The sequence below is a fragment of the Streptomyces telluris genome, assembly GCF_024519335.1.
In the GTDB taxonomy this organism is placed as follows: domain Bacteria; phylum Actinomycetota; class Actinomycetes; order Streptomycetales; family Streptomycetaceae; genus Streptomyces; species Streptomyces telluris.
Window position 1 is genome coordinate 80,187 of record NZ_JANIID010000023.1, and the last position, 25,317, is coordinate 105,503.

The 25,317-nt window shown below is 72.6% G+C and carries 25 protein-coding genes; 18 read left to right on the top strand and 7 right to left on the bottom strand.

From position 1 onward, the window contains the following. Window positions 1-55: 55 nt before the first annotated feature. Together NQU55_RS23360 and NQU55_RS23365 are read right to left on the bottom strand one after the other, a co-directional pair. Window positions 56-1,411 carry a D-arabinono-1,4-lactone oxidase gene (locus NQU55_RS23360; RefSeq protein WP_168091533.1) on the bottom strand — a complete coding sequence of 452 codons (1,356 nt, stop codon included), beginning with the start codon at window positions 1,409-1,411 and terminating at the stop codon, window positions 56-58. Next, window positions 1,362-2,642 carry an MFS transporter gene (locus NQU55_RS23365; RefSeq protein ID WP_168091532.1) on the bottom strand — a complete coding sequence of 427 codons (1,281 nt, stop codon included), beginning with the start codon at window positions 2,640-2,642 and terminating at the stop codon, window positions 1,362-1,364. Before NQU55_RS23365 ends, NQU55_RS23360 begins: the two co-directional genes overlap by 50 nt. Before the next feature lie 142 nt (window positions 2,643-2,784). Here NQU55_RS23365 and NQU55_RS23370 point away from each other — a divergent pair, with 142 nt between their 5' ends. Continuing rightward, entirely contained in the window at window positions 2,785-3,912 is a 1,128-nt protein-coding gene (locus NQU55_RS23370) for a ferrochelatase (protein WP_168091531.1), read from the top strand. 14 nt (window positions 3,913-3,926) lie between these two features. Continuing rightward, complete coding sequence (locus tag NQU55_RS23375; protein ID WP_168091530.1) at window positions 3,927-4,727, top strand: inositol monophosphatase family protein; 801 nt, start codon at window positions 3,927-3,929, stop codon at window positions 4,725-4,727. A 78-nt stretch (window positions 4,728-4,805) separates the two neighbouring features. Here NQU55_RS23375 and NQU55_RS23380 read toward each other — a convergent pair whose 3' ends face one another. Further along, window positions 4,806-4,970: a hypothetical protein gene (locus tag NQU55_RS23380; RefSeq protein WP_168091529.1), complete on the bottom strand. Its 165-nt coding sequence runs from the start codon at window positions 4,968-4,970 to the stop codon at window positions 4,806-4,808. Between the two features lie 360 nt (window positions 4,971-5,330). On the opposite strand from NQU55_RS23380, the gene NQU55_RS23385 reads away from it, so the two are divergent. From NQU55_RS23385 to NQU55_RS23400, 4 genes are all read left to right on the top strand, one after another. Beyond that, on the top strand, window positions 5,331-5,984 hold the full coding sequence (locus NQU55_RS23385) for a response regulator transcription factor (RefSeq protein ID WP_030368611.1): 654 nt from the start codon (window positions 5,331-5,333) through the stop codon (window positions 5,982-5,984). Window positions 5,985-5,991: 7 nt separating this feature from the next. After that, window positions 5,992-7,242 carry a sensor histidine kinase gene (locus NQU55_RS23390; protein ID WP_168091528.1) on the top strand — a complete coding sequence of 417 codons (1,251 nt, stop codon included), beginning with the start codon at window positions 5,992-5,994 and terminating at the stop codon, window positions 7,240-7,242. A 398-nt stretch (window positions 7,243-7,640) separates the two neighbouring features. Beyond that, the gene (locus NQU55_RS23395; protein ID WP_030366107.1) at window positions 7,641-7,937 is read left to right on the top strand and encodes a DUF4193 domain-containing protein; all 297 of its coding nucleotides are present in this window, start codon (window positions 7,641-7,643) and stop codon (window positions 7,935-7,937) included. A 14-nt stretch (window positions 7,938-7,951) separates the two neighbouring features. Beyond that, window positions 7,952-8,764, top strand: a complete 813-nt coding sequence (locus NQU55_RS23400; RefSeq protein ID WP_168091527.1) for a hypothetical protein — start codon at window positions 7,952-7,954, stop codon at window positions 8,762-8,764. A 72-nt stretch (window positions 8,765-8,836) separates the two neighbouring features. Here the strand turns inward: NQU55_RS23400 and NQU55_RS23405 are convergent, their stop codons facing one another. Beyond that, on the bottom strand, window positions 8,837-9,283 hold the full coding sequence (locus NQU55_RS23405) for a DUF3093 domain-containing protein (RefSeq protein ID WP_168091526.1): 447 nt from the start codon (window positions 9,281-9,283) through the stop codon (window positions 8,837-8,839). Between the two features lie 59 nt (window positions 9,284-9,342). Between NQU55_RS23405 and NQU55_RS23410 the strand changes: the two genes are divergently transcribed. From NQU55_RS23410 to NQU55_RS23445, 8 genes are all read left to right on the top strand, one after another. Further along, window positions 9,343-9,927, top strand: a complete 585-nt coding sequence (locus NQU55_RS23410; protein ID WP_168091525.1) for a PaaI family thioesterase — start codon at window positions 9,343-9,345, stop codon at window positions 9,925-9,927. Further along, window positions 9,924-10,424: a dUTP diphosphatase gene (gene dut, locus NQU55_RS23415; protein ID WP_058042151.1), complete on the top strand. Its 501-nt coding sequence runs from the start codon at window positions 9,924-9,926 to the stop codon at window positions 10,422-10,424. The genes NQU55_RS23410 and dut overlap by 4 nt, the downstream gene beginning before the upstream one ends. Before the next feature lies 1 nt (window position 10,425). Continuing rightward, window positions 10,426-11,208, top strand: coding sequence for a DUF3710 domain-containing protein (locus tag NQU55_RS23420; RefSeq protein WP_168091524.1), 783 nt, complete (start codon window positions 10,426-10,428; stop codon window positions 11,206-11,208). Between the two features lie 328 nt (window positions 11,209-11,536). Next, window positions 11,537-11,626, top strand: a complete 90-nt coding sequence (gene kdpF / locus NQU55_RS23425; protein WP_043188605.1) for a K(+)-transporting ATPase subunit F — start codon at window positions 11,537-11,539, stop codon at window positions 11,624-11,626. A gap of 8 nt (window positions 11,627-11,634) precedes the next feature. Next, a complete protein-coding gene (kdpA, locus tag NQU55_RS23430; protein ID WP_256791066.1) occupies window positions 11,635-13,326 on the top strand; it encodes a potassium-transporting ATPase subunit KdpA in 1,692 nt (563 codons plus the stop codon). Then, entirely contained in the window at window positions 13,323-15,431 is a 2,109-nt protein-coding gene (gene kdpB / locus NQU55_RS23435; protein ID WP_168096176.1) for a potassium-transporting ATPase subunit KdpB, read from the top strand. Before kdpA ends, kdpB begins: the two co-directional genes overlap by 4 nt. A 7-nt stretch (window positions 15,432-15,438) precedes the next feature. Beyond that, the gene (gene kdpC, locus NQU55_RS23440; protein WP_168096177.1) at window positions 15,439-16,086 is read left to right on the top strand and encodes a potassium-transporting ATPase subunit KdpC; all 648 of its coding nucleotides are present in this window, start codon (window positions 15,439-15,441) and stop codon (window positions 16,084-16,086) included. A 132-nt stretch (window positions 16,087-16,218) separates the two neighbouring features. Beyond that, the gene (locus NQU55_RS23445; RefSeq protein ID WP_372504789.1) at window positions 16,219-18,147 is read left to right on the top strand and encodes an NAD-binding protein; all 1,929 of its coding nucleotides are present in this window, start codon (window positions 16,219-16,221) and stop codon (window positions 18,145-18,147) included. 93 nt (window positions 18,148-18,240) lie between these two features. Here NQU55_RS23445 and NQU55_RS23450 read toward each other — a convergent pair whose 3' ends face one another. Further along, entirely contained in the window at window positions 18,241-18,777 is a 537-nt protein-coding gene (locus NQU55_RS23450; protein WP_168096682.1) for a GNAT family N-acetyltransferase, read from the bottom strand. Window positions 18,778-19,006: 229 nt separating this feature from the next. Between NQU55_RS23450 and NQU55_RS23455 the strand changes: the two genes are divergently transcribed. From NQU55_RS23455 to NQU55_RS23470, 4 genes are all read left to right on the top strand, one after another. Beyond that, window positions 19,007-21,559 carry a DUF4118 domain-containing protein gene (locus NQU55_RS23455; RefSeq protein WP_256791067.1) on the top strand — a complete coding sequence of 851 codons (2,553 nt, stop codon included), beginning with the start codon at window positions 19,007-19,009 and terminating at the stop codon, window positions 21,557-21,559. A gap of 85 nt (window positions 21,560-21,644) precedes the next feature. Next, a complete protein-coding gene (locus NQU55_RS23460) occupies window positions 21,645-22,334 on the top strand; it encodes a response regulator (protein ID WP_058042159.1) in 690 nt (229 codons plus the stop codon). Between the two features lie 186 nt (window positions 22,335-22,520). Then, entirely contained in the window at window positions 22,521-22,919 is a 399-nt protein-coding gene (locus NQU55_RS23465; protein ID WP_079110128.1) for an OB-fold nucleic acid binding domain-containing protein, read from the top strand. 3 nt (window positions 22,920-22,922) lie between these two features. Then, window positions 22,923-23,654, top strand: coding sequence for a DUF3159 domain-containing protein (locus NQU55_RS23470; protein WP_168095846.1), 732 nt, complete (start codon window positions 22,923-22,925; stop codon window positions 23,652-23,654). Window positions 23,655-23,727: 73 nt separating this feature from the next. Here the strand turns inward: NQU55_RS23470 and NQU55_RS23475 are convergent, their stop codons facing one another. Together NQU55_RS23475 and NQU55_RS23480 are read right to left on the bottom strand one after the other, a co-directional pair. Then, on the bottom strand, window positions 23,728-24,405 hold the full coding sequence (locus NQU55_RS23475; RefSeq protein ID WP_168095847.1) for a potassium channel family protein: 678 nt from the start codon (window positions 24,403-24,405) through the stop codon (window positions 23,728-23,730). After that, complete coding sequence (locus NQU55_RS23480; RefSeq protein ID WP_256791068.1) at window positions 24,402-25,070, bottom strand: potassium channel family protein; 669 nt, start codon at window positions 25,068-25,070, stop codon at window positions 24,402-24,404. The genes NQU55_RS23475 and NQU55_RS23480 overlap by 4 nt, the downstream gene beginning before the upstream one ends. Between the last annotated feature and the right edge of the window lie 247 nt (window positions 25,071-25,317).

Here is a 25,317-nt window from a genome sequence, read left to right on the forward strand (position 1 = left end):
CACGGCATGCGACGGCGGGAGGCCGGGCGCGATGACGGGGCGCCGGGCCGTCCGCTCAGTCGCCCAGTACGCGCCGCAGGTAGTCGTTGCCGAACACGCGCTGCGGGTCCAGCCGGTCCCGCAGCGCGGTGAAGGCGGCGAAGCGGGGATAGGCCGCCGCGAGGTGCCCGGCGTCGCGGCTGTGGAGCTTTCCCCAGTGGGGCCGCCCGCCGTGCGCCGTCATGATCTGCTCGGCGGCCCGGAAGTAGGCGCGGTAGGGGGCGCCCCGGTACATGTGCACGGCGAGGTAGGCGGTGTCCCGGGCGTGGGCCGTGGACAGCGGTATGTCGTCGGCCGGAGCCGTGCGGACCTCGACGGGGAAGGCCACGCGCAGCCGCGAGCGCTCGATCGCGGCCCGCAGCGCGCGCAGCGCCGGCATCGCGGCCTCCCGCGGCAGCGCGTACTCCATCTCCAGGAAGCGGACCCGGCGGGGGCTGGTGAAGACGCGGTACGGCACGTCCGTGTAGGTGCGGGCCGACAGCGCGCGGCCGGCGAGCTGCGCCATGCCGGGGACGGCGGCGGGGACGGCGCGGCCCACGGCGCACAGGGCGCCGAAGAGGCCGTTCGACAGCAGCTCGTCCTCGACCCAGGCGGCGACCCGGCCGGGCGGGTTCGCGGGACCGGAGCTGCGGTTGTTGCGCTTGGTGACGCAGTTGCCGGTGTGCGGGAACCAGTAGAACTCGAAGTGCTCGTTCTCGGCGACCAGCTGCTCGAACTCGCCGGTGACCCGGTCGAGGGGCATCGGCTCCTCGCGCGCCCGGAGCAGGAACTCCGGCTCCACCGCGAAGGTGACGGCGGTGATCACGCCCAGCGCGCCCAGCCCCAGCCGGGCGCCGGCGAAGACCTCCGGGTTCTCGTCCGCGGAACAGGTCAGCACCGAGCCGTCCGCCGTGACCAGCTCCAGGGCGCGGACCTGGGCCGAGAGCGAGGCCGAGTCGCGGCCCGTGCCGTGGGTGCCGGTGCTGACCGCCCCCGAGACGGTCTGCTCCATGATGTCGCCCATGTTGGCCAGCGACAGGCCGTGCGCGGACAGCGTCGTGTTCAGGTGCCGGAGCGTGGTGCCGGCCCCCACGGTCACCGTGCCCGCCGCGCGGTCGATCGCGCGCAGGCCCCCGAGCCGCTCCGGGCGTATGAGCAGGCCGTCGGTGGCGGCGGCGGCGGTGAAGGAGTGGCCGGTGCCGGCGGCCTTCACCCGCAGGCCGTCCGCCGCGGCCCGTACGACCGCTTCCGCGACCTCGGCCGCGGAAGCGGGGGCCACCGTCCGCACGGGGTGCGCGGTGACGTTGCCCGCCCAGTTGCGCCAGCGGGCCGGCCCGGCCGCCCTAGGCGACGATGCCCTTGCTGAGGTCGTCGTTCCGGTCGTCTCCGTCATGTGCGTCAGACCCTCCCCTTGGCTGCGGCACAGGTCCCCCCGGCCGCTGCGGCGCCGGCCCGTGGAGCCGGCGGTACCCCAGGAACGCGACCGCCGCCGCGAGCACCCCCGCCACCCCGGACACCGCGTACCCCGCGGCGGCGCCGTGGACGTCCACCACCCAGCCGGCGGCCGACGATCCCAGCGCCACGCCGACCGCGAGACCCGTGCTCGTCCAGGTCATGCCCTCGGTCAGCTGCGCGCGCGGTACGTGCTGTTCGACGAGGGCCATCGTCGTCACCATGGTCGGCGCGATCGACAGCCCCGAGACGAAGAGCGCCACGGCCAGGAACGGCAGGCTCCCGACCAGTTGGAGGGGGATCATACTCACGGCCATCGCACACACGCCCACGAGCCAGCGGCGCGCCATGTCCCCGCTCAGCCGCAGGAGTCCGAAAACGATGCCCGCCAGGCAGGAGCCGAGCGCGTACGCCGCGAGCACCAGGCTCGCCATGCTCTTGTGGCCCTCGGCCTCGGCGTAGGCGACGGTCACCACGTCGCACGCACCGAAGATCATGCCCGTGGCGACGAAGGTCGCCACCAGCACCTGCAGGCCGGGGGAGCGCAGCGTGTGGCCGCCCCCGTGCTCCCCGCGCGGGTGCGGCTCCGGCTCGGTGGCGCGCTGGGTGGTCAGCCACACGACGCCGATCGCGAGGAAGACGGCGGCCAGCAGCGGGCCCGCCGCGGGGAACCAGCTGGTGGACAGCCCGATCGAGAGGATCGGGCCGACGATGAAGCACACCTCGTCCAGGACGGACTCGAAGGCGTAGGCCGTGTGCAGGAGCCCGCGGCCCCCGTAGATCGCCGCCCAGCGGGCCCGGACCATCGAGCCCACGCTCGGCACGCAGCCGGCGAACGCGGCGAAGACGAACAGCGTCCAGTCCGGCCAGCGCTGCTGCGCGCTCAGCAGCAGCCCCGTGACGGCGGCCAGGGACACCAGCGTCGCCGGGCGCAGCACCCGGCTCTGCCCGTGCCGGTCGACCAGCCGGGAGATCTGCGGGCCGAGGACGGCGGCGGAGACGGCCAGGGCCGCGGACACGGCGCCCGCGAGACCGTAGCGGCCGGTGATCTGGGAGATCATCGTGACGATGCCGATGCTGAACATCGACAGCGGCATCCGGCCGAGGAGACCGGCCGCCGAGAACGCCTTGCTGCCGGGAGCGGCGAAGATCTCGCGGTAGGGACTGGGCAAGACGGCTCCCTAGGGGGTCGTTTCGGGGGACGGGACGAGGGTGCCGTAAGGGATGTAGCTGGCCGATACAGCTTACTGGGGTACGTTTGTTCGGCGCACCGTCATTTCCCGGTGGTCCGTGCAGGGTGGCAGGATCGGACGCATGTCGGATCAGCCAGCGCACGCCCCCTACGACGCCCTGCTGTTGCTCTCCTTCGGCGGCCCCGAGGGCCCGGACGACGTCGTTCCCTTCCTGGAGAACGTCACGCGCGGGCGCGGCATCCCCCGCGAGCGCCTCAAGGAGGTCGGGCAGCACTACTTCCTCTTCGGCGGCGTCAGCCCGATCAATGACCAGAATCGTGCGCTGCTCGGCGCCCTGCGCAAAGAGTTCGCCGAGCACGGCCTCGACCTGCCGGTCTACTGGGGCAACCGCAACTGGGCGCCGTACCTGACCGACACCCTGCGCGAGATCGCGGCCGACGGCCGGCGCCGCGTGCTCACCCTCGCCACCAGCGCCTACGCCTCGTACTCCGGCTGCCGGCAGTACCGCGAGAACCTCGCCGACGCGCTCGCGGCCCTGGAGGCCGAGGGCGTCACGCCGCCCCGCGTCGACAAGCTGCGGCACTACTTCAACCACCCCGGCTTCGTCCGCCCCATGGCCGACGCCGTCCTCGCGGCCCTCGCCGAGCTGCCCGAGGGCGTCCGCGAGGGCGCGCACCTCGCCTTCACCACCCACTCCATCCCCACCGCCGCCGCGGACACCTCCGGCCCCGCGGACGGCCACGGCGACGGCGGCGCCTACGTCGCCGAGCACCTGGACGTCGCCCGCACCGTCGCGGAGGCGGTGCGCGAGGAGACCGGCACCGAGCACCCCTGGCGGCTCGTCTACCAGTCCCGCAGCGGCGCCCCGCACATCCCCTGGCTCGAACCCGACATCTGCGACCACCTGGAGGCCGCGCACGGCGACCGCGTCCCCGCCGTCGTCATGGTCCCCATCGGCTTCGTCTCGGACCACATGGAGGTCAAGTACGACCTCGACACCGAGGCCGCCGCCAAGGCCGCGGAGCTCGGCCTGCCGGTCGCCCGCGCCGCGACCGTCGGCGCCGACCCGCGCTTCGCCGCCGCCGTCCGCGAGCTGGTCCTGGAGCGGGCCGCGAGCGAGCGCGGCGAGCGCCCCGAGCGGTGCGCCCTGGGCGCCCTCGGCCCCTCGCACGACCTCTGTCCCGTCGGCTGCTGCCCGGCCCGGGCCCCGCGCCCGGCCGCCGCCGGAGCCGACAGCCCGTACGCGTAAGGAGCACCAGCACCGTGAGCGACACCCTGAAGGCAGAACTCCTGGCCGTGGCCCTCGAGGCCGCCGACCGCGCCGGGGCCCTGCTCCGCGACGGGCGCCCGGCGGACCTCGGGGTCGCCGCGACCAAGACCAGCTCGATCGACGTCGTCACCGAGATGGACATCGCCGCCGAGAAGCTGATCACCGGCTTCCTCGCCGAGCGCCGCCCCGAGGACGGCCTCCTGGGCGAGGAGGGCGCCAGCAGCGAGGGCACCAGCGGCGTGCGCTGGGTCATCGACCCGATCGACGGCACCGTGAACTACCTCTACGGCCTGCCGTCCTGGGCCGTGTCCATAGCGGCCGAGCTCGACGGCGAGGCGGTCGTCGGCGTCGTGGCCGCGCCGATGCGCGGCGAGACCTACCGGGCCGTGCTCGGCGAGGGCGCCTACGAAGGCGACCGCCGGCTGTCCGTCCGGCCCGCGCCCGGCCTCGACCAGGCCCTGATCGGCACCGGCTTCGGCTACCTCACCGCGCGGCGCGCCGCCCAGGCCGAGGTCCTGCGCTCCCTGCTGCCGCAGGTGCGCGACATCCGGCGCGGCGGGTCCGCGGCGATCGACCTGTGCGACGTGGCCTGCGGCCGCCTGGACGGCTACTACGAGCGCGGGCTCAACCCCTGGGACTACGCGGCGGGCGCGCTCATCGCCCGTGAGGCCGGCGCCCTGACCGGCGGGCGCCCGGGCGAGCCCGTCTCCCCGGAGCTGACCGTGGCGGCCCCGCCGGTGCTCTTCGAGACGCTGCAGGGGCGCCTGGAGGAGCTGGGGGCCTGGCAGGGCTGAGCCCCGCCGCCCGGCCCCTGCCGGACACAACAGTGCCCCGGCGCCGTTCGGCGCCGGGGCACTGCCGTCGGATCCTGCTCAGGCCGAGACCTCGACGCCGTGTTCGGCGGCGAGACGGTGCAGGTCGTCCAAGGCGGACTGCTCCACCTCGGCCGTGTACTCGTCGCCCAGCCTGCGGGCCTGGTCCCGTTCGCTGCGGGTGCTCTCTATGCGCTGCAGAATGCCAGCGGTGAACGCGTCCATGGTGCTGCGCCCCCTCGTCGTGGGTCGATGGCACGGGGGTGTGCCGACGGCGAATCGATCGCGCCCCTGCCCCGGCGCGGGCGGACGGGCCGTGGTGGCGTGCCGCCACTGGGCGTGATCGCGGGTGTGCAGACGTCTTCCCCAACGCCGTCCGCGGGGAAACCTCCCGACCGGAACCAATCCCCCCACCCGTCCGGAAAGCGCTCCGCGCCCCGGCCCGGCCGCGATCCGGAATGCCCTGCCGGCAAGCAGGCCCCGGCACCCCTTACAGCCGGTTTACCGACGTTCGAGGCAGGATGGAGACACCCACAGGGGTATCTCCAGCCTGCCCGCCCGGGCCCAAAGGGAAGGATCAACGCCGTGCGCGTACTCGTCGTCGAGGACGAGCAGCTGCTCGCCGATGCCGTCGCCACCGGACTGCGCCGGGAGGCCATGGCGGTCGACGTCGTGTACGACGGTGCCGCCGCCCTGGAGCGCATCGCCGTCAACGACTACGACGTGATCGTCCTCGACCGCGACCTGCCGCTCGTCCACGGCGACGACGTCTGCCGCAAGGTCGTCGAGCTCGGCATCCCCACCCGCGTCCTGATGCTCACCGCCTCCGGCGACGTCAGCGACCGCGTGGAGGGCCTGGAGATCGGCGCCGACGACTACCTTCCCAAGCCCTTCGCCTTCAGCGAGCTCACCGCCCGCGTGCGGGCCCTCGGCCGCCGCACGACCGTGGCCCTGCCGCCCGTCCTGGAGCGCGCCGGCATCAAGCTCGACCCCAACCGCCGCGAGGTCTTCCGCGACGGCCGCGAGGTGCAGCTGGCGCCCAAGGAGTTCGCCGTCCTGGAGGTCCTCATGCGCAGCGAGGGCGCGGTCGTCTCGGCCGAGCAGCTGCTGGAGAAGGCCTGGGACGAGAACACCGACCCCTTCACCAACGTCGTCCGGGTCACCGTCATGACCCTGCGCCGCAAGCTCGGCGAGCCCCCGGTGATCGTCACCGTGCCCGGCTCCGGATACCGGATCTGATCCCCCGATGACCTCCGCCCCCACCCCGACGCCCCCCGCGACCCCTCCCAAGCCCACCTGGGACCCGCGGCAGCCCGTCGTGCGCCCGTTCCCCCTGCTGCGCCCGACGATCCGGATACGGCTGACCCTGCTGTACGGCGGGATGTTCCTGATGGCCGGCGTGCTGCTGCTGACGATCATCTATCTGCTGGCGGCCGACGCCCTCACCCAGGGCAACCAGCTGCCGTTCCGGATCCTCAACGCCAACGTCGAGACCAGCGCCAGCTGCCGGAGCCTGCCCCAGGGCTCCGCGACCAACAGCGACACCTTCATGAACGGCCTGCGGCTGTGCATGGAGCACCAGCGCGCCATGGCCCTCGACGGCCTCCTCAAGCGCTCGCTGCTGGCCCTCCTCGGCCTGGCCGTGATCGCCTTCGCCTTCGGCTACGCCATGGCGGGCCGGGTCCTCTCGCCGCTGGGCAGGATGACGCGGACCGCCCGCCGGGTGGCCGCCACCGACCTCTCCCGCCGGATCGAACTGGACGGGCCGGAGGACGAGTTGAAGGAGCTCTCGGACACCTTCGACGAGATGCTCGACCGGCTGGAGCGGGCCTTCACCGCGCAGCAGCGGTTCGTGGCCAACGCCTCGCACGAGCTGCGCACGCCGCTGGCGATCAACCGCACGCTGCTGGAGGTCACCCTCTCCGACCCCGGCGCGCCCCCGGAGCTCCAGCAGCTCGGCAAGACGCTGCTGGCCACGAACGAGCGCAGCGAGCAGCTGGTGGAGGGCCTGCTGCTGCTCGCGCGCAGCGACAACGAGATCGTCGACCGCAAGCCCGTGGACCTGGCCGAGGTGGCCTCCCGGGCGCTGGACCAGACGCGCTCGGAGGCCCAGACCAAGGGCGTGGAGCTGCGCGGCACGCGGCAGCCCGCGGTCGTCCAGGGCAACGGCGTGCTGCTGGAGCGGATCGCGCTGAACCTGGTGCAGAACGCCGTGCGGTACAACGCCCCGGACGGCTGGGTCGAGGTCACCACCGAGGCGCAGCCGGGCCAGGCGGTGCTGGTGGTGGAGAACACCGGGCCCGTGGTCCCGGCCTACGAGCTGGACAACATCTTCGAGCCGTTCCGCCGGCTCCGCACGGAGCGCACGGGCAGCGACAAGGGCGTCGGCCTGGGTCTGTCGATCGTGCGCTCGGTGGCCCGCGCGCACGGCGGGCGGATCACCGCGGAGCCGCGCGAGGGAGGCGGGTTGATCATGAGAGTGGTCCTGCCCACCTGAAAATTTCTGCGAGAATAGGGCGGCCGTAGGTTCGCTTTGGGCGGAATTTTCACGTTCCGACCCTTGCTGTGAGTGTGTGTAATCGCTCACACAGGCAAACTTCCGGCCATCCACTCTCCGTGATCAGCGGGCGCGCCGGAACGCCGGAAAAATGGGGGTTTCCGCTGGTCCTGATCACGGGAAGTACACGTGATGGCGCATCCGCATGCGGCATTCGGACCGTGTACGGTCCGGTTCGCCATCCATCCCCATCACCTCTTCAGGTGTGCGGTTGGGTGTCGATTGAGTAACAGACCTTGATGTGAGGCAAAATCTCCGCCTCGGGTCGGGCACAAGTCCGGCCTCTCACGCGTTACGTGCGCTGGAGACACCGCAGACACCCAGAGGGGGAGAGCGACATGGCAACGGACTACGACACCCCACGCAAGACCGACGACGACGTCGACTCGGACAGCCTTGAAGAGCTCAAGGCCCGCCGGAACGACAAGTCGGCGTCGACCGTCGACGTGGACGACTTCGAGGCCGCGGAGGGCATGGAGCTGCCCGGCGCGGACCTCTCCAACGAGGAGCTGGCCGTCCGGGTCCTGCCCAAGCAGGCCGACGAGTTCACCTGCATGAGCTGCTTCCTCGTGCACCACCGCAGCCAGCTGGCGCGCGAGAAGAACGGCCAGCCGATCTGCCGCGACTGCGACTGAGGAACGGGTCTGCGATGGCAGGCTCGACCCCGTTCCGGAAGCGGCGCTCCCGGCAGCCCGAGCTGACCACCGGGCCGGACCAGGAGGCCGCACGGCAGGGCGACGGCCCTGCCCCTGGCGACACGGTCGGCACCCAGGTCGAGCGAGGCCGTACGGCCTCGCTCGTCGCTGCTGTCGGCCGTGGTGCCACCAAGGGCGGCCGGGGAGCGCGGGCGGGCCTCACCGCCCTCGTCGACCGGCTGATCGCGAACGCCCCGCGCATCCCGGTGCGCGACCTCGCGACGCTGCGGGCCCAGTTCCCGGGCCTCGGCCCGGAGGAGCTCGCCGACAAGCTGGTGACGGGCGCGGTCAACGCCACGTCCACCGTGGGCGCCGGGGTCGGGGCCGCGGCGATGCTGCCGGTGCCGCCCGCGATGCCCGCCGAACTGGCCGCCGAGATCGCCGGCGTGGCCGCCGTGGAGCTCAAGCTGATCGCCGAGCTCCACGAGGTGTACGGCCTGCGGGCCCCCGGCACGCTGCGTCAGCGCTCCATGGCCTATCTGGCCGCCTGGGCGGACGAGCGCGGGATCGACGTCACCTCCCCCACCACCGTCAACGCGGCCCTGGGCGGCCAGCTCCGGCGCGAGCTGCGCCAGCAGATCCTCAAGCGCACGTTCCGCAACCTGCCCAACCTCGCGCCCTTCATGATCGGCGCGACCGTGGGCGCGGTGATGAACCGCCGCGACACCAGAAGGCTTGCGGCCAAGGTCCGCATCGACCTGCGTGCGCGGCAGGTGCCGTGGGAGGCGCTCCCGGAGGGCTCCGAAGGCCCTCCGTGGCTGCCCTGAGCCACGCCGCCCCGCCCGGGCCCCCGAGAGGGCCGTCAGGGCATCGCACGGCCCGACGGGGCGTCCGCGGCGTCAGGACGCCCGTACGGCCGCGAGGGCTTCGGCCAGCCGCTCGGGAGAGCGCGTGGAGAGGTAGACGTACGGAGTGGGGTCGGCCGGGTCCGTGATCTCGATCCGGACCGCGGTCGGCACGTAGCCGCGCAGCAGCATGAAGGCGCGGGTGTCCGCCTTGTGCGTGCGCCAGGCGCGGGCCTCCTCGGCGTCCAGCACCTGCGGCGTCCCCAGCGCCTCGACGGGGATGCGGGCGTCGCCCGCCAGCAGTGCGCCGCTCACCACGCGGATGCGCACGGACCCGTAGGAGCTGACGGCGACCGCTGCGAGGGCCCCGCCGCCCACCAGCCCGCCGAGCATGGGAACCGTCCCCAGGGGCAGCAGGATCAGCGCCATCGCGACCCCGGCCAGAACCGCGATGAACCACCAGGAACGGGGCGCGGTGAGACGTTCTTCGTAAGCCTGCATGGGCCCAAGCTTGACACGAGCGGGACCGGGCCCGGCCGTCGCGGGTAAGGTCAGCCCCTGTGAGTGGACGAACGACAGCGCTGACGCCGCCGGAGGGGGCCGTGCCCCCGGTGCGGCACCCCGACGCGCCCGCGCCCGGAGAGATCATCGGGTCGCACTACGAGTACTGCTTCGGCTGCGGCCCCGGCGTCCCGCACGGGCTGCACGTCGAGGTGCGGGCCGGCGAGGGCGTGGGCGTCTCCGCGGAGTTCCGGGTCAAGGAGGCGCACCAGGGCGCCCCGGGCCTCGCCCACGGCGGGGTGCTGGCGACGGCGCTGGACGAGACGCTGGGCTCGCTGGGCTGGATGCTGCGGGTGATCGCGGTGACCGGCCGGCTGGAGACCGACTTCCTGCTGCCCGTGCCCGTGGACACCGTGCTCCACCTGCGGGCCGAGGTGAAGGCCGTGCACGGCCGTAAGATCTACGCCGCGGCCACCGGCCGGATCGGCGGGCCCGAGGGCCCGCTCGCACTCCGCGCCGAGGCGGTGTTCGTCGAGGTCAAGGTCGACCACTTCATCGAGAACGGCCGTCCCGCAGAGATCCAGGCCACGCTGGCCAACCCCGACCAGGTGAAGGTCGCGCGAGCTTTCGAGGTGAACCCGTGACGCGTCAACCCTTGGACGTCCTCATCCGCCGTGTGGACCCCGAGGTGCCCCTCCCCTCCTACGGCCACCCCGGTGACGCCGGCTGCGACCTCGTGACCACCGAGGCCGCCGAGCTGGCCCCGGGGGAGCGCATGGTGCTCCCGACGGGCGTGTCCATCGCGCTGCCGGACGGCTACGCCGCGTTCGTGCACCCGCGTTCGGGCCTCGCCGCCCGGTGCGGAGTCTCCATGGTGAATGCCCCGGGGACCATCGATGCCGGGTACCGTGGAGAGATCAAGGTGATTGTGGTCAATCTGGACCCGCGGGAAACCGTTCGGTTCGAGAGGTTCGACCGCATCGCCCAGTTGGTCGTCCAGCAGGTAGAGAAGGTCCGCTTCCACGAGGTCGCGGAGCTTCCGGGCTCGGCACGGGCCGAAGGGGGCTTCGGGTCCACCGGTGGCCACGCTGCCGTGGGGTATGGATTCGCTTCGGTCGCCAGCGACCGGGAAGGACAGTGACGTGTTCGGTCGTCGCCGCAAGCGCAGTGAGGACGTTGTCGGGGATGCCGGTCATCTCGACGACGTGACCTCCGAGGAGTTGGCTGAGGACTCAGCGTCGGACGCGCAGGACTCCGCGGCCGGGGGCCGCGTCAGGCTGGAGCCGGAGCCCCGCCCCGACGGGCCGTGGGACCTCTCCGAGGTCCGTGACGCCACCGAGGGCCGGGTCGACCTGGGCGGTCTGTTCGTGCCCGGCGTCGAGGGCATGGAGCTGCGCGTGGAGGTCGCGGGTGACGCGATCGTCGCCGCCACCGTGGTGCTGCGCGACAGCGCCGTGCAGCTGCAGGCCTTCGCCGCCCCCAAGCGCGAGGGCATCTGGGTCGAGGTCCGCGAGGAGATCGCCTCCGGCATCACCCAGCAGGGCGGTGTCGTGGACGAGGTCGAGGGCCCGCTCGGCTGGGAGCTGCGGGCCCAGGTGCCGGTGGCGCTGCCGGACGGCACGCAGGGCGTGCAGATGGTCCGCTTCATCGGGTGCGACGGGCCGCGCTGGTTCCTGCGCGGCGTGATCTCCGGCCAGGGCGCGGTGCAGCCGCAGACCGCCGGCCTGCTGGAGCAGATCTTCCGGGACACCGTCGTCGTGCGCGGCGAGTCCCCGATGGCTCCGCGCGACCCGATCGTGCTGAAGCTGCCGGAGGACGCCCAGATGGTCGCCGAGGGCCTGCAGCCGCAGGACGACGACCGCTCGCGCTTCGCGGGCGGCGTGGACCGCCTGGAGCGCGGTCCGGAGATCACCGAAGTGCGCTGACGGCAGCCTGCCACAAATCGGTCCGCCGTCGTCCGCCGACGGCTGGATTGCTGCGTTCCGCTGGGCCGCAACCCCGAACAGGGGTTGCGGCCCAGCGGCGTTTCTGCAGGTCAAAAAGGTGCCCGTATGGATTGCGTCAAGGGGGCGCTAATGGCCGTATAGAGCGCGTCAACGGAGCGTGCGAGGGCTCCCGGGGGCGGTTTCCTGTGATGGTCCGTTCATATCCGAACCCTCTCTAGGAGCACACGATGGCCGACGTGGCCTTCGTCGTCACCACGATCGCGGTCTTCGCGCTGGTGGCTCTCGTCGCCAAGGGGGTGACGAAGCTGTGACCGCCGAGAACATCGTCGGCCTGGTCGTGGCCGTCGCCCTGCTGGGCTACCTGATCCTCGCCCTCGTCTTCCCGGAGAGGTTCTGAGTACAGATATGAGCCCCGTTCTCTCCGGAGTCCTCCAGCTCACCGCGCTCGTCGCGGCGCTGGCGCTCGTCCACCGCCCGCTCGGCGACTACATGGCCCGCGTCTACGGCTCCGAGAAGCACCTGCGCGTGGAGAAGCTGCTCTACCGCACCATCGGCGCCGACCCGGACGCCCAGATGCGCTGGCCCGCGTACCTGCGCGGCGTGCTGGCCTTCTCGTTCGCCGGCGTTCTCTTCCTGTACCTGCTGCAGCGGATCCAGGGCATACTCCCCGACTCCCTGTCGCTGGGCTTCACCGCGATCAGCCCGGACCAGGCGTTCAACACCGCCGCCTCGTTCGTCGCCAACACCAACTGGCAGTCGTACTCGGGCGAGCAGGCCATGGGCCACGCCGTCCAGACGCTCGGCCTCGCGGTGCAGAACTTCGTCTCCGCGGCCGTCGGCATCGCCGTGGCCGTCGCCCTCGTCCGCGGCTTCGCCCGCTCGCGCACCGGCGAGCTCGGCAACTTCTGGGCCGACCTGGTGCGCGGCACCGTCCGCATCCTGCTCCCGATCTCGGTGATAGGCGCGCTGGTGCTCGTCGCCTGCGGCGCGATCCAGAACTTCTCCGGGATCCACGAGATCGGCCAGCTGACCGGCGGCACCCAGCAGGTCAACGGCGGCGCCGTGGCCTCGCAGGAGGTCATCAAGGAGCTCGGCACCAACGGCGGCGGCTACTTCAACGCCAACTCCGCCCACCCGTTCGAGAACCCCGACGCCTTCACCAACCTCTTCGAGATCTTCCTGATCCTCGTCATCCCGTTCTCGCTGACGCGCACCTTCGGCAAGCTCGTCGGCAACGTCAAGCAGGGCTACGCGATCCTCGCGGCCATGGGCGTGATCTGGCTCGGCTTCACCGCGCTGATGATGTGGACCGAGTACGCCCACCACGGCGCCGCGCTGCAGGCCGCGGGCGGGGCGATGGAGGGCAAGGAGCAGCGCTTCGGCGTGGGCGCCTCCGCGATCTTCGCGACCACGACGACGCTCACCTCCACCGGCGCGGTGGACTCCTTCCACTCCTCCTTCACCGGCCTGGGCGGCGGCATCACGCTGCTGAGCATGATGCTCGGCGAGATCGCGCCGGGCGGCGTCGGCTCCGGCCTCTACGGCATGCTCGTCATGGCGATCATCGCGGTCTTCATCGCGGGCCTGATGGTCGGCCGCACGCCCGAGTACCTCGGCAAGAAGATCGGCACCCGCGAGATCAAGCTCGCCGCGTGCTACATCCTCATCACCCCGACCCTGGTGCTCGGTTTCACCGCCCTGTCCATGGCGCTGTCCTCGCCGCCCGAGTCGATCCTGAACGTCAAGGGCAACTCGGTGGACGGCAGCGGCGCGCACGGCTTCTCCGAGGTCCTCTACGCGTTCACGTCGGGCGCCAACAACAACGGCTCGGCCTTCGCGGGCCTGAACGCCAACACGCCCTGGTACAACACCACGATCGGCCTCGCCATGCTGCTCGGCCGCTTCCTGCCGATGGTCTTCGTGCTGGCGCTGGCCGGCTCGCTCGCCGAGCAGACGCCCGTCCCCGAGACCGCCGGCACCCTGCGCACCGAGAAGCCGCTCTTCGCGGGCCTGCTCGTCGGCGCGATCCTGATCATCACCGGCTTGACCTACTTCCCGGCCCTGGCCCTTGGCCCGATGGCGGAGGGACTTTCATGAGCACGACCACCCCTGTCCGGCCCACGTCCGAGGAACCCCAGGACGCCCCGTCCCAGGGGTCCCAGGGGCCAGGGCGCGTCTCCGGCGGCCTCTTCGACCCCGCGCAGCTGATGAAGTCGCTGCCGGACGCGTTCCGCAAGCTCGACCCCCGGGTGATGGTGAAGTCCCCGGTGATGTTCGTGGTCCTGATCGGCTCGGTGGTCACCACCGGGCTGGCGGTCAAGGACCCGGGAGACTGGTTCGGCTGGGCGATCACCGTCTGGCTGTGGCTGACGGTCCTGTTCGCCAACCTGGCGGAGGCCGTGGCCGAGGGCCGCGGCAAGGCCCAGGCCGACACCCTGCGCAAGGCCAAGACCGACACGGTGGCCCGCCGGCTGAACGGCGACGCCGAGGAGTCGGTGCCCGGCACCGACCTGCGCGTGGGCGACCTGGTCGTCTGCGAGGCCGGTGACGTCATCCCGGGCGACGGCGACGTCGTCGAGGGCGTCGCGTCCGTCGACGAGTCGGCCATCACCGGCGAGTCGGCCCCGGTCATCCGTGAGTCCGGCGGCGACCGCTCGGCGGTCACCGGCGGCACCAAGGTCCTCTCCGACCGCATCGTCATCAAGATCACGACGAAGCCCGGCGAGACCTTCATCGACCGGATGATCAACCTGGTCGAGGGCGCGGCCCGGCAGAAGACGCCGAACGAGATCGCGCTGAACATCCTGCTCGCCTCGCTGACGATCGTCTTCCTGCTGGCCGTCATCACGCTCCAGCCGTTCGCGATCTACGCGGGCGCCGAGCAGTCGATGATCATCCTGGCGGCCCTGCTGGTCTGCCTCATCCCGACGACCATCGGCGCGCTGCTGTCCGCGATCGGCATCGCGGGCATGGACCGGCTGGTGCAGCGCAACGTCCTGGCGATGTCCGGGCGCGCGGTGGAGGCCGCGGGCGACGTCTCGACGCTGCTGCTCGACAAGACCGGCACCATCACCTACGGCAACCGCCGGGCGGCGGAGTTCGTGCCCGTCAAGGGCACCACGGCCGCCGAGGTCGCCGACGCCGCCCAGCTCTCCTCGCTCGCCGACGAGACGCCCGAGGGCCGCTCGATCGTCGTCCTCGCCAAGGAGAAGTACGGCCTGCGCGAGCGCCACCAGGGCGAGCTCACCGGCGCCGAGTGGGTGCCCTTCACGGCGCAGACCCGCATGTCGGGCGTCGACGTCGAGGGCCGCAAGGTCCGCAAGGGCGCGACCGGTTCGGTCATCGCCTGGGTCGAGGAGCGCGGCGGCCGCGTCGCCGAGGACGCCCGCGAGCTGACCGACCGGATCTCCCAGGCCGGCGGCACGCCGCTGCTCGTCGCCCTCGAGGACGAGAAGGGCGCGCGCGTCCTGGGCGTCATCCACCTCAAGGACGTCGTCAAGGAGGGCATGCGGGAGCGGTTCGAGGAGCTGCACCGCATGGGCATCAAGACCGTCATGATCACGGGTGACAACCCGCTGACGGCCAAGGCCATCGCGGAGGAGGCCGGCGTCGACGACTTCCTCGCCGAGGCCACGCCCGAGGACAAGATGGCGCTCATCAAGCGCGAGCAGGCCGGCGGCAAGCTCGTGGCGATGACGGGCGACGGCACCAACGACGCCCCCGCGCTCGCGCAGGCGGACGTGGGCGTGGCCATGAACACCGGCACCTCGGCCGCCAAGGAGGCCGGGAACATGGTGGACCTGGACTCCGACCCCACCAAGCTCATCGAGATCGTGGAGATCGGCAAGCAGCTGCTCATCACGCGCGGCGCCCTGACGACCTTCTCGATCGCCAACGACGTCGCCAAGTACTTCGCCATCATCCCGGCGATGTTCGCGGTGGCCTACCCCGGCCTGGACAAGCTCAACATCATGAGCCTGACCTCCCCGGAGTCGGCCATCCTCTCGGCCGTCGTCTTCAACGCGCTGATCATCGTCGCGCTGGTGCCGCTGGCCCTCAAGGGCGTGCGCTACCGGCCGATGAGCGCCGACAGCATGCTGCGGCGCAACCTCGGAATCTACGGACTGGGCGGCCTGGTCGCCCCGTTCATCGGCATCAAGATCATCGACATGCTCATCTCCCTCATCCCTGGCATCGGGTGACGTCACCATGAACACTTCCGTACACAGCACGGCCCGCCTGCTGGGCGCGGGCCTGAGGGCCCTGCTCGTCCTCACGGTGGTCTGCGGGGTGATCTACCCGCTGGTCGTCACCGGCATCGCCCAGGCGGCCTTCCACGACAAGGCCAACGGCTCCGAGATCAAGGCGGGCGGCAAGTCGGTCGGTTCCGAGCGGCTCGGCCAGAGCTACAACCTCGACAAGAAGGACAAGGACGGCAACCCGCTGCCGGACCCGAAGTTCTTCCAGCCGCGCCCGTCGGCCGCCGGCCCGAACGCCGAGAACACGCAGTACAAGCTGATCGTCTCCGGCGCCTCGAACCTCGCCGCCGACAGCAAGACCCTGCTGGACGCCGTCGAGCAGCGCCGCACGGACGTCGCCGCGTTCAACCGCGTCTCCCCGTCGGCGGTGCCCGTGGACGCCCTGACGGCCTCCGCCTCGGGCCTCGACCCGGACATCTCCCCGGCGTACGCGCGCCTGCAGGCCAAGCGGGTCGCCGAGGCCAACGGCCTGCCGGCGGGCAAGGTCGAGAAGCTGGTAGAGGACCACGTCGACGGCCGCGTCCTGGGCTTCATGGGCGAGGAGCGCGTCAACGTCCTGAAGCTCAACGTCGCGCTGCAGGAGCTCGCGAAGAAGTAGCGCGTCCCGCGGGAGCACGGACGGGGCCTGCCGGCCGGACCGGCGGCCCCGTCCGTCTTCGTGTACCACCCCTTACATCCGGGGGCGGGAAATCCGGTGAATGTTCGACCGGCGCGGGGCACTCTGTTGAACGTGGTCACATTGAACCCGCAGCCCCATGTCGTCCCGGCCGCACCGCACATGGTGGTGTGCGGGGACGACGGGCTCGTGCACCGGCTCGCCGCCGAGCTCTCCGGCGTCTACGGCGAGCGCGTCACCGTCGTCCTGCCGCCGGCGCGCGAGGCCCGGCAGCGCCCCGCGCCCGCGCTCGGCCGTGCCGCGGCGCTCTTCGGGCGCGTCACCGGAGTCGTCGGCCGCGCGGGCGCGCCCGACCGCAACGGCACCGCGGCGGGCGGCGGCCTCGTGCGGGTGCTGGAGGCGGCGGAGCCCGGCGAGGAGGCGTTCACCGAGGCGGGGGTGGCCCACGCCACCGCGCTCGCCCTCGTCTACGACGACGACGAGACCAACGTCCAGGCGGCCCTCCTGGCCCGCCGCCTCAACCCGCGCGTCCGGCTCGTCATCCGCCTCTACAACCGCAGGCTCGGCGAGCATCTGGCGAAGCTCCTCGACCAGGCCGCCCAGCTGGCCGCGGCCGTGGACGGCGCGTTCGTCACCGACACGGAAGCCGCCACCACCACCGTCCTGTCGGACGCCGACACCGCGGCCCCCGTCCTGGTGACCGCCGCCGTCTCCGGGCACAGCAAGGTCATCGAGGCGGGCGGCCTGATGCTGCGGGCCGCTGAGCGGTCCCACGCGGTCGCCGGGCGCGGGCAGGGGCGGGAGCTGTGCACCCTCGCCCTGCTCTCGGCGCCGCCTCGGCCCGGGAGCGCGGAAGCCCTCGACGGCGACGGCCCGTTGCTGCTGCCGGGCGACCCGCGGCCGCCCGGCGCCGAGGGGCGCGCCGAGGTCGTCCTGGAGGCGGTGCCCTTCGCCCTGCAGCCCACGCCGGTCCGCCCGACCGTCCGCGGCCTGCCCCTCGGGTCCTTCTTCTCCCGGCGCCTGCGCTGGGCCCTCGGCCTGCTGACCGCCGCCGTCTGCGCGCTGGCCGTGGCGTCCTGGAGCGTCACCAGCGACGACCCGACGCACGCGGTCTACCTCTCGCTGCTCGACCTCTTCGCCATCAACGACCCGGCGATCGGCGAGGGCCACGGCCGCAAGGTCCTCCAGCTGCTCTCCGGGCTCACGGGCCTGCTGCTCCTGCCCCTGCTGGTGGCCGCCGCCCTGGAGGGCCTCGGGACGTTCCGCTCCGCCTCGGCGCTGCGCCGCCCGCGGCGCGGCCTGTCCGGCCACGTGGTGCTGCTGGGCCTGGGCAAGATCGGCACCCGTGTGCTGGCCCGGCTGCGCGAGCTCGGCATCCCCGTCGTGTGCGTGGAGCGCGACCCGCAGGCCCGCGGCGTCGCGCTCGCCCGCTCGCTGCGCGTGCCCACGATCATCGGCGACGTCACCGAGGAAGGCGTGCTGGACGCCGCCAAGGTCGGCCAGAGCGGCACGCTGCTGGCGCTGACCAGCAGTGACATCACCAACCTGGAGGCCGTGCTGTACGCCCGCGCGGTCAACCCCGGGGTGCGGGTGGTCATGCGGCTGTACGACGACCGCTTCGCCAAGGCCGTCTACCGCACCTTGCGGGCCTCCCATCCCCGGGCGTGGACGCGCAGCCGCAGCGTCTCCTTCCTCGTCGCCCCGGCCTTCGCCGGCGCGATGATAGGGCGTCAGATCCTGGGGGCGGTCCCCGTCGAGCGGCAGGTCGTCCTCATCGCGGCGCTGGAGGTGGAGGGCCGCCCCGAGCTGAACGGGCAGCCCGCCGCCGAGGCGTTCGTGCCCGGCGCGTGGCGGGCGCTCGCGGTGACCACCCGGCGTCTGGACGCAGGCCGCCTGGAGGCCTCCGCCCGGGAGGAGACCCGCCTGCTGGAGGACCTCCCCGCCCGTTACGTCCTGGGCGGCCAGGACCGCGTCATCGTCGCGGCCACCCGGCAGGGGCTCGCCGACCTGCTGGGCCGCAGGCCGGTGCCCCGTCCGCGCTGAGGCGCGGGGGAGGGGCCGGGGTTCACCCGGGCCGCCGGGCCCCGGCCTGCACCGCCGTGCCCCCCACCGGCACCGCCGGCGCCCGGCCGGCCGTCACCAGACGTCGCCGGGCCGCCAGTCGCACGCCAGCTCCGCGTCCAGGTCCAGCTTCGCCGTCAGCGGCATCACGTAGATGCAGCCGTCCTCCTCCTCGGTGCGCTCCACGCCCGCCGGGGAGAGCACCGCGGAGGGGCCGCGCCACTGCTGCCAGCCGCGGCCCGCGTAGAGGGGCACGGCCTCGTCCGCCGCGCCCAGCGCCCCCAGCTCGTAGCCGCCGCGGCGCAGCACCTCCTCCAGCGCGTCCATCACGGCCGAGGCCACGCCCTGCCGGCGCCGGTCCCCGCGGACGGCCACGGCCTCCACGTATCCGGCGCGCAGGGCCCGCCCGCGGTGCAGCATCCGGCGCTGCACGAGCGAGCCGTGGCCGATCAGCTCGCCGCCCTCCCACACCAGGGCGTGCATGCCGCCCACCGTGTGGTCCCAGTCCTCGTCGGAGAAGTCCCCCTCGAACGCGTCGTCCACGAGGGCGCGGACCGCGGCGAGTTCCGCGTCGGTCAGCCCGGACGTGTGCGCCGTGCGTACGTCAGTCATGCCGCCATGCTGTCAGCCCGCCTCCCGGCCGGGACCGGACGGGTCGCGCAAAAGTCACGGGGCGGGGCGTCAGAGCTGCGTCAATACCGCGCCCGGCATCCCCGGGCGCCCCATATGTCCAGAACTTTGGCCGTAAGGTCGGCCGTACGCGGCAGTGCGAGCACATCAGCACATCCGGCCGGCGCGGACCGCCCGGACACCGCCGCGTGACGTGAAAGACAATGGGGCCATGGGACGCGGCAAGCTTCGGATCTACCTCGGCGCGGCACCGGGCGTCGGCAAGACGTACGCGATGCTCTCGGAGGCCCACCGCCGGGTGGAGCGCGGCACGGACGCCGTGGTCGGCTTCGTCGAGCACCACAACCGGCCGCGCACCGAGGTCATGCTCCACGGGCTGGAGGAGGTGCCCCGCCGGGAGATCACCTACCGCGGGGCCGTCTTCACCGAGATGGACCTCGACGCCGTCCTCGCCCGCCGGCCCGCCGTCGTCCTCGTCGACGAGCTCGCCCACACCAACGTGCCCGGCTCGCGCAACACCAAGCGCTGGCAGGACGTCGAGGAGCTGCTCCAGGCGGGCGTCGACGTCGTCTCCACGGTCAACATCCAGCACCTGGAGTCGCTCGGCGACGTCGTCGAGTCGATCACCGGCGTGCGGCAGCAGGAGACCGTGCCCGACGAGGTCGTGCGCCGCGCCGACCAGATCGAGCTGGTCGACATGTCGCCCCAGGCGCTGCGCCGCCGCATGGCCCACGGGAACATATACAAGCCCGACAAGGTCGACGCCGCCCTCTCCAACTACTTCCGCCCCGGCAACCTGACCGCGCTGCGCGAGCTCGCCCTGCTGTGGACCGCCGACCGCGTCGACGAGTACCTGCGGCAGTACCGCACGGAGCACAGCGTCTCCACCATCTGGCAGGCCCGCGAGCGCATCGTCGTCGGCCTCACCGGCGGCCCCGAGGGCCGCACCCTGATCCGCCGCGCGGCGCGCATGGCCGCCAAGGGCTCCGGCAGCGAGATCCTCGCCGTCTACATCGCCCGCAGCGACGGGCTCACCTCGGCCTCGCCGAAGGAGCTCGCGGTCCAGCGCACCCTGGTCGAGGACCTCGGCGGCACCTTCCACCACGTGATCGGGGACGACGTGCCCGCTTCGCTGCTGGAGTTCGCCCGCGGGGTCAACGCCACCCAGATCGTGCTCGGCTCCAGCCGGCGCAAGAACTGGCAGTACATCTTCGGCCCCGGCGTGGGCCAGACCGTGGCCCGCGACTCCGGGCCCGACCTGGACGTCCACATCGTCACCCACGAGGAGGTCGCCAAGGGCCGCGGCCTGCCCGTGGCGCGCGGCGCCCGCCTCGGCCGGGGCCGCATCGTGGCCGGCTGGCTCGTCGGCCTGGGCGGCCCGGCCCTGCTCAGCCTGCTGCTGATGCACATAGGACCGGACCTCGGCCTCGCCAACGACATGCTGCTGTTCCTGTGCGCGACGGTGGCGGCGGCCCTCCTCGGCGGCCTGCTGCCGTCGCTCGCCTCCGCGGCCTTCGGCTCGCTGCTGCTGAACTACTTCTTCGTCGAGCCCCTCCACCGGTGGACGATCACCGACCCCAAGAACATCGTCGCCATCACGATCTTCGTCTTCGTCGCGGTCTCCGTGGCGTCCGTGGTGGACGTGGCCGCGCGCCGCACCCACCAGGCGGCCCGGCTGCGCGCCGAGTCCGAGATCCTCTCCTTCCTCGCCGGCAGCGTGCTGCGCGGCGACAACAGCCTGGAGGCCCTGCTGGAGCGGGTCCGGGAGACCTTCGCCATGGAGTCCGTGGCGCTGCTGGAGCGCACCAGCGACGTCGACCCGTGGACCTGCGCGGCCGCTGTCGTGACCAACTCGGGCAAGCCCCTGCTGCGGCCCGAGGACGCGGACGTCGACATGCCCGTCGGCGACAACATGGCGCTCGCCCTGTCCGGGCGCGTCCTGCCCGCCGAGGACCGCCGGGTGCTCGCCGCCTTCGCCGCGCAGGCCGCGGTCGTCCTGGACCGGCAGCGGCTGGTCGGCGAGGCCGAGCGGGCCCGCCGCCTGGACGAGGGCAACCGCATCCGCGTCGCCCTGCTCGCCGCCGTCAGCCACGACCTGCGCACCCCGCTCGCCGCGATCAAGGCCGCGGTGACCTCCCTGCGCTCGGACGACGTCGCCTGGTCCGAGGAGGACGAGGCCGAGCTGCTGGCCGGCATCGAGCACGGCGCCGACCGCCTCGACCACCTCGTCGGCAACCTCCTCGACATGTCGCGGCTGCAGACCGGCACCGTCACCCCGCTGATCCGCGAGATCGACCTGGACGAGGTGGTGCCGATGGCCCTGGGCGGCGTCCCCGAGGGCAGCGTCACCCTCGACATCCCCGAGACGCTGCCGATGGTCGCCGTCGACCCCGGCCTGCTGGAGCGCAGCGTCGCCAACGTCGTCGAGAACGCCGTCAAGCACAGCCCCGACGGGACGCCCGTCCTGGTGGCCGCCAGCGCCCTGGGCGACCGCGTGGAGGTGCGGGTGGCCGACCGCGGCCCCGGCGTCCCCGACAGCGCCAAGGACCGCATCTTCGAGCCCTTCCAGCGCTACGGGGACGCGCCGCGCGGCGCCGGCGTGGGTCTCGGCCTGGCCGTCGCCCGGGGCTTCGCCGAGGCCATGGGCGGCACCCTCGCCGCCGAGGACACCCCCGGCGGGGGCATGACCATGGTGCTCACGCTGCGGGCCGCCGACGGCGTCGCCCCGGTCCGCCCGGACCTCCCGGCGCAGGCCACCTCGTGAGCCGTCCCCCGCACACCGACAGTCCAGCAGTCCCCGATCCCGGGCCCCGCCGGCGGGCCCGCACGAACAGCAGAGGTGGTTACCGATGAACCGGGTGCTCGTGGTGGATGACGAGCCGCAGATCGTCCGCGCCCTCGTGATCAACCTCAAGGCGCGGAAGTACGAGGTCGACGCCGCGCCCGACGGCGCGACGGCCCTCCAGCTCGCCGCCGCCCGCCACCCCGACGTGGTCATCCTCGACCTCGGCCTGCCCGACATGGACGGCGTCGAGGTGATCAAGGGACTGCGGGGCTGGACCCGGGTGCCGATCCTGGTGCTGTCCGCCCGCCAGACCTCCGACGAGAAGGTCGAGGCGCTGGACGCCGGCGCGGACGACTACGTCACCAAGCCCTTCGGCATGGACGAGCTGCTGGCGCGGCTGCGGGCCGCCGTGCGGCGCGCCGAGCCGACGGGGGCGGCGGCCGCGGGGGACGACGCGATCGTCGAGACCGAGGTCTTCACCGTCGACCTCGCGGCGAAGAAGGTCAACCGCGAGGGCCGCGACGTGCGGCTGACGCCGACCGAGTGGCACCTGCTGGAGGTGCTCGTCCGCAATACGGGCCGTCTCGTCAGCCAGAAGCAGCTGCTCCAGGAGGTCTGGGGCCCGTCCTACGGCACGGAGACGAACTACCTGCGGGTGTACATGGCCCAGCTGCGGCGCAAGCTGGAACGTGACCCTTCGCATCCGAAGCACTTCATCACGGAACCGGGGATGGGGTACCGCTTCGAGCTGTGACGGTGGTGGCCGTTTGTCGGCCGGGGGTCCGGGGGGTGCCCCCCCCGGGGGGTGCAGCATCACGGAACCGGGGATGGGGTACCGCTTCGAGCTGTGACCCGGGGCTCCGCCCCGGACCCGAGGAGGAAACGGCAGCCCGCTCACGGGGCAGGAACCCGCCCGGAGGGCTGCCGGTACGCTGGGTTCATGAGTGCCGTACCCCGTTCCGAGAAGCCGACCGGCCGTTTCCGCCGGATGCTCGACCGGCTGTCCACCTCGCAGGAGGAGCTGCACCACGCAGAACTGCAGCAGGACGCGGAGGCCACGGGCTGCACGCGGATATGCGACTGCGACGACCGGCAGATAGTCAAGGTCACCGGCACACTGCGGACCGTAACGCTCCGCCCCCGTGCCGGGGTGCCCGCGCTGGAGGCCGAGCTGTTCGACGGCTCGGCCGCGCTCGACGTCGTGTGGCTCGGCCGCCGTTCCATCGTCGGCATAGAGCCCGGCCGTAAGCTGATCGCCTCCGGCCGGATCTCGATGAGCCGTGGCCGCCGGGTGCTGTTCAATCCCAAGTACGAACTCCGACCGCTCGGACAGGAGTAGCGGGTGACGTCTCTCGACAAGCCGATGACGGACCAGCAGGGGACGGGCGGTGACGGCCCCGACGCGTCGGCGGCGACCAAAGCCGCCCTCTTCGAGGCCTTCGGCGGGGTGCGGGGCATGGTCGAGACGACCGTGCCCGGCCTGGTCTTCGTAGCGATCTTCACGGTCAAGCGGGACATCCACACCGCGGCCATCGCCGCGCTGGGCCTCTCGCTGCTGATGGGCATCGCCCGGCTGCTGCGCAAGGACACCGTCAAGCACGCCTTCAGCGGTGTCTTCGGGGTCGCCATCGGCGCGGTCTTCGCGATGATGACCGGCGACGCCAAGAACTTCCACCTGCCCGGCATGCTCTACACCCTGGGCCTGGCCGTGGCGTACATCGTCACGGCCCTGGCGGGCTATCCGCTGCTCGGCCTGATCCTCGGCCCGGTGTTCAAGGAGAACCTCTCCTGGCGCACCCGCAACCCCGGCCGCAAGGTCGCCTACACCAAGGCGAGCTGGGCCTGGGGCCTGATCCTGCTGGCCAAGTCGGCGATCCTCTTCCCGCTGTACTGGTGGGGCGACGCCACCCAGCTCGGCTGGGTGAAGGTGGCCCTCGGCATCCCGCCGATGCTGCTCTCGGTCTACCTGACCTGGATCTTCCTGGCCAAGGCGCCGCCGCCGATCGACGTGATCGCGGAGATGGAGGCGGCGGAGCGCGCGGAGAAGGCGGAGAGCAGCAAGGCCCTGAGCTGATCTCCCCCTCGCCTACGAAACGAACGCCGGGCGGGCTCGATCATCGAGCCCGCCCGGCGTTCGTCCGTGTGCGCTAGCGCTGGTCGGCGTCCGTCGTCGCCGACAGCAGGTCCTCCAGCTGCTCCTCGCGCGCCGGGGCCGCGACGAACAGCAGCTCGTCACCGGCCTCCAGGGAGTCCTCCCGGCTGGGGGTGAGCACCCGGTTGCCGCGGATGATCGTGACGAGCGAGGTGTCGTCCGGCCAGGCCACGTCCCCGACGCGGGTGCCGGCCAGCGCCGACTCCGGCGGCAGCGTGAGCTCCACGAGGTTGGCGTCGCCCTGGCTGAAGCGCATCAGGCGCACCAGGTCGCCGACGCTCACGGCCTCCTCGACGAGCGCCGACATCAGGCGCGGCGTGGACACGGCCACGTCGACGCCCCAGGACTCGTTGAACAGCCACTCGTTCTTGGGGTTGTTCACCCGGGCCACGACCCGGGGCACCCCGTACTCGGTCTTGGCCAGCAGGGAGACGACCAGGTTGACCTTGTCGTCGCCCGTGGCGGCGATGACCACGTTGCAGCGCTGCAGCGCGGCCTCGTCGAGCGAGGTGATCTCGCACGCGTCGGCCAGCAGCCACTCCGCGAGCGGCACCCGCTCGACCGAGATGGCGGTCGGGGCCTTGTCGACGAGCAGCACCTCGTGCCCGTTCTCCAGCAGCTCGCCCGCGATGGAGCGGCCGACGGCACCGGCGCCGGCGATGGCGACCCTCATGCGTGCGCCTCCTCGGGGCCGTGCGCGAACGCCGCTTCGACCTTCTCGACCTCGTCGGTGCGCATCATCACATGCACCAGATCGCCTTCCTGCAACACCGTCGAGGAGGCCGGCAGCATCGCCTCGCCCAACCGGGTGAGGAACGCCACCCGCACGCCGGTCTCCTCCTGGAGCTTGCTGATCTTGTGGCCCACCCAGGCGTCCGAGGCGGGAATCTCGGCCAGCTGGACGCCGCCGCTCGGGTCGCGCCACAGCGGCTCCGCGCCGGACGGCAGCAGCCGCCGCAGCATCTGGTCGGCCGTCCACCGCACGGTGGCGACGGTCGGGATGCCGAGCCGCTGGTAGACCTCGGCGCGCCGGGGGTCGTAGATCCGCGCGGCCACGTTCTCGACGCCGAACATCTCGCGGGCCACGCGGGCCGCGATGATGTTGGAGTTGTCACCGCTGCTGACGGCCGCGAACGCGCCCGCCTCCTCGATGCCCGCCTCGCGCAGGGTGTCCTGGTCGAAGCCGACGCCGGTCACGCGGCGGCCGCCGAACCCGGAGCCCAGGCGGCGGAAGGCCGTCGGGTCCTGGTCGATCACGGCCACCGTGTGACCCTGCTGCTCAAGGGTCTGGGCCAGGGCCGAGCCGACCCGCCCGCAGCCCATGATCACAATGTGCACGACGCTACCCCACGCTCCGGACTACCGCGCTGACCTGCACCAACAACCTGCTCACGTGTTCCTTTCCGGTGTGCTGCGCCCGCGCGGCCGCATGCTGCCCGCGGTATCGGCGCGGACGTCCCCGGGGGACGCCCGCGCCGGTGCATGGGACCACCGTATCCGCAACGTCCCGCGCGGCTTCGACCCCGTCCGCCGACTGGCCCCCCGACCCGCCGCCGGGGTGGTGGTCCGGGCACACCTCCGGGGC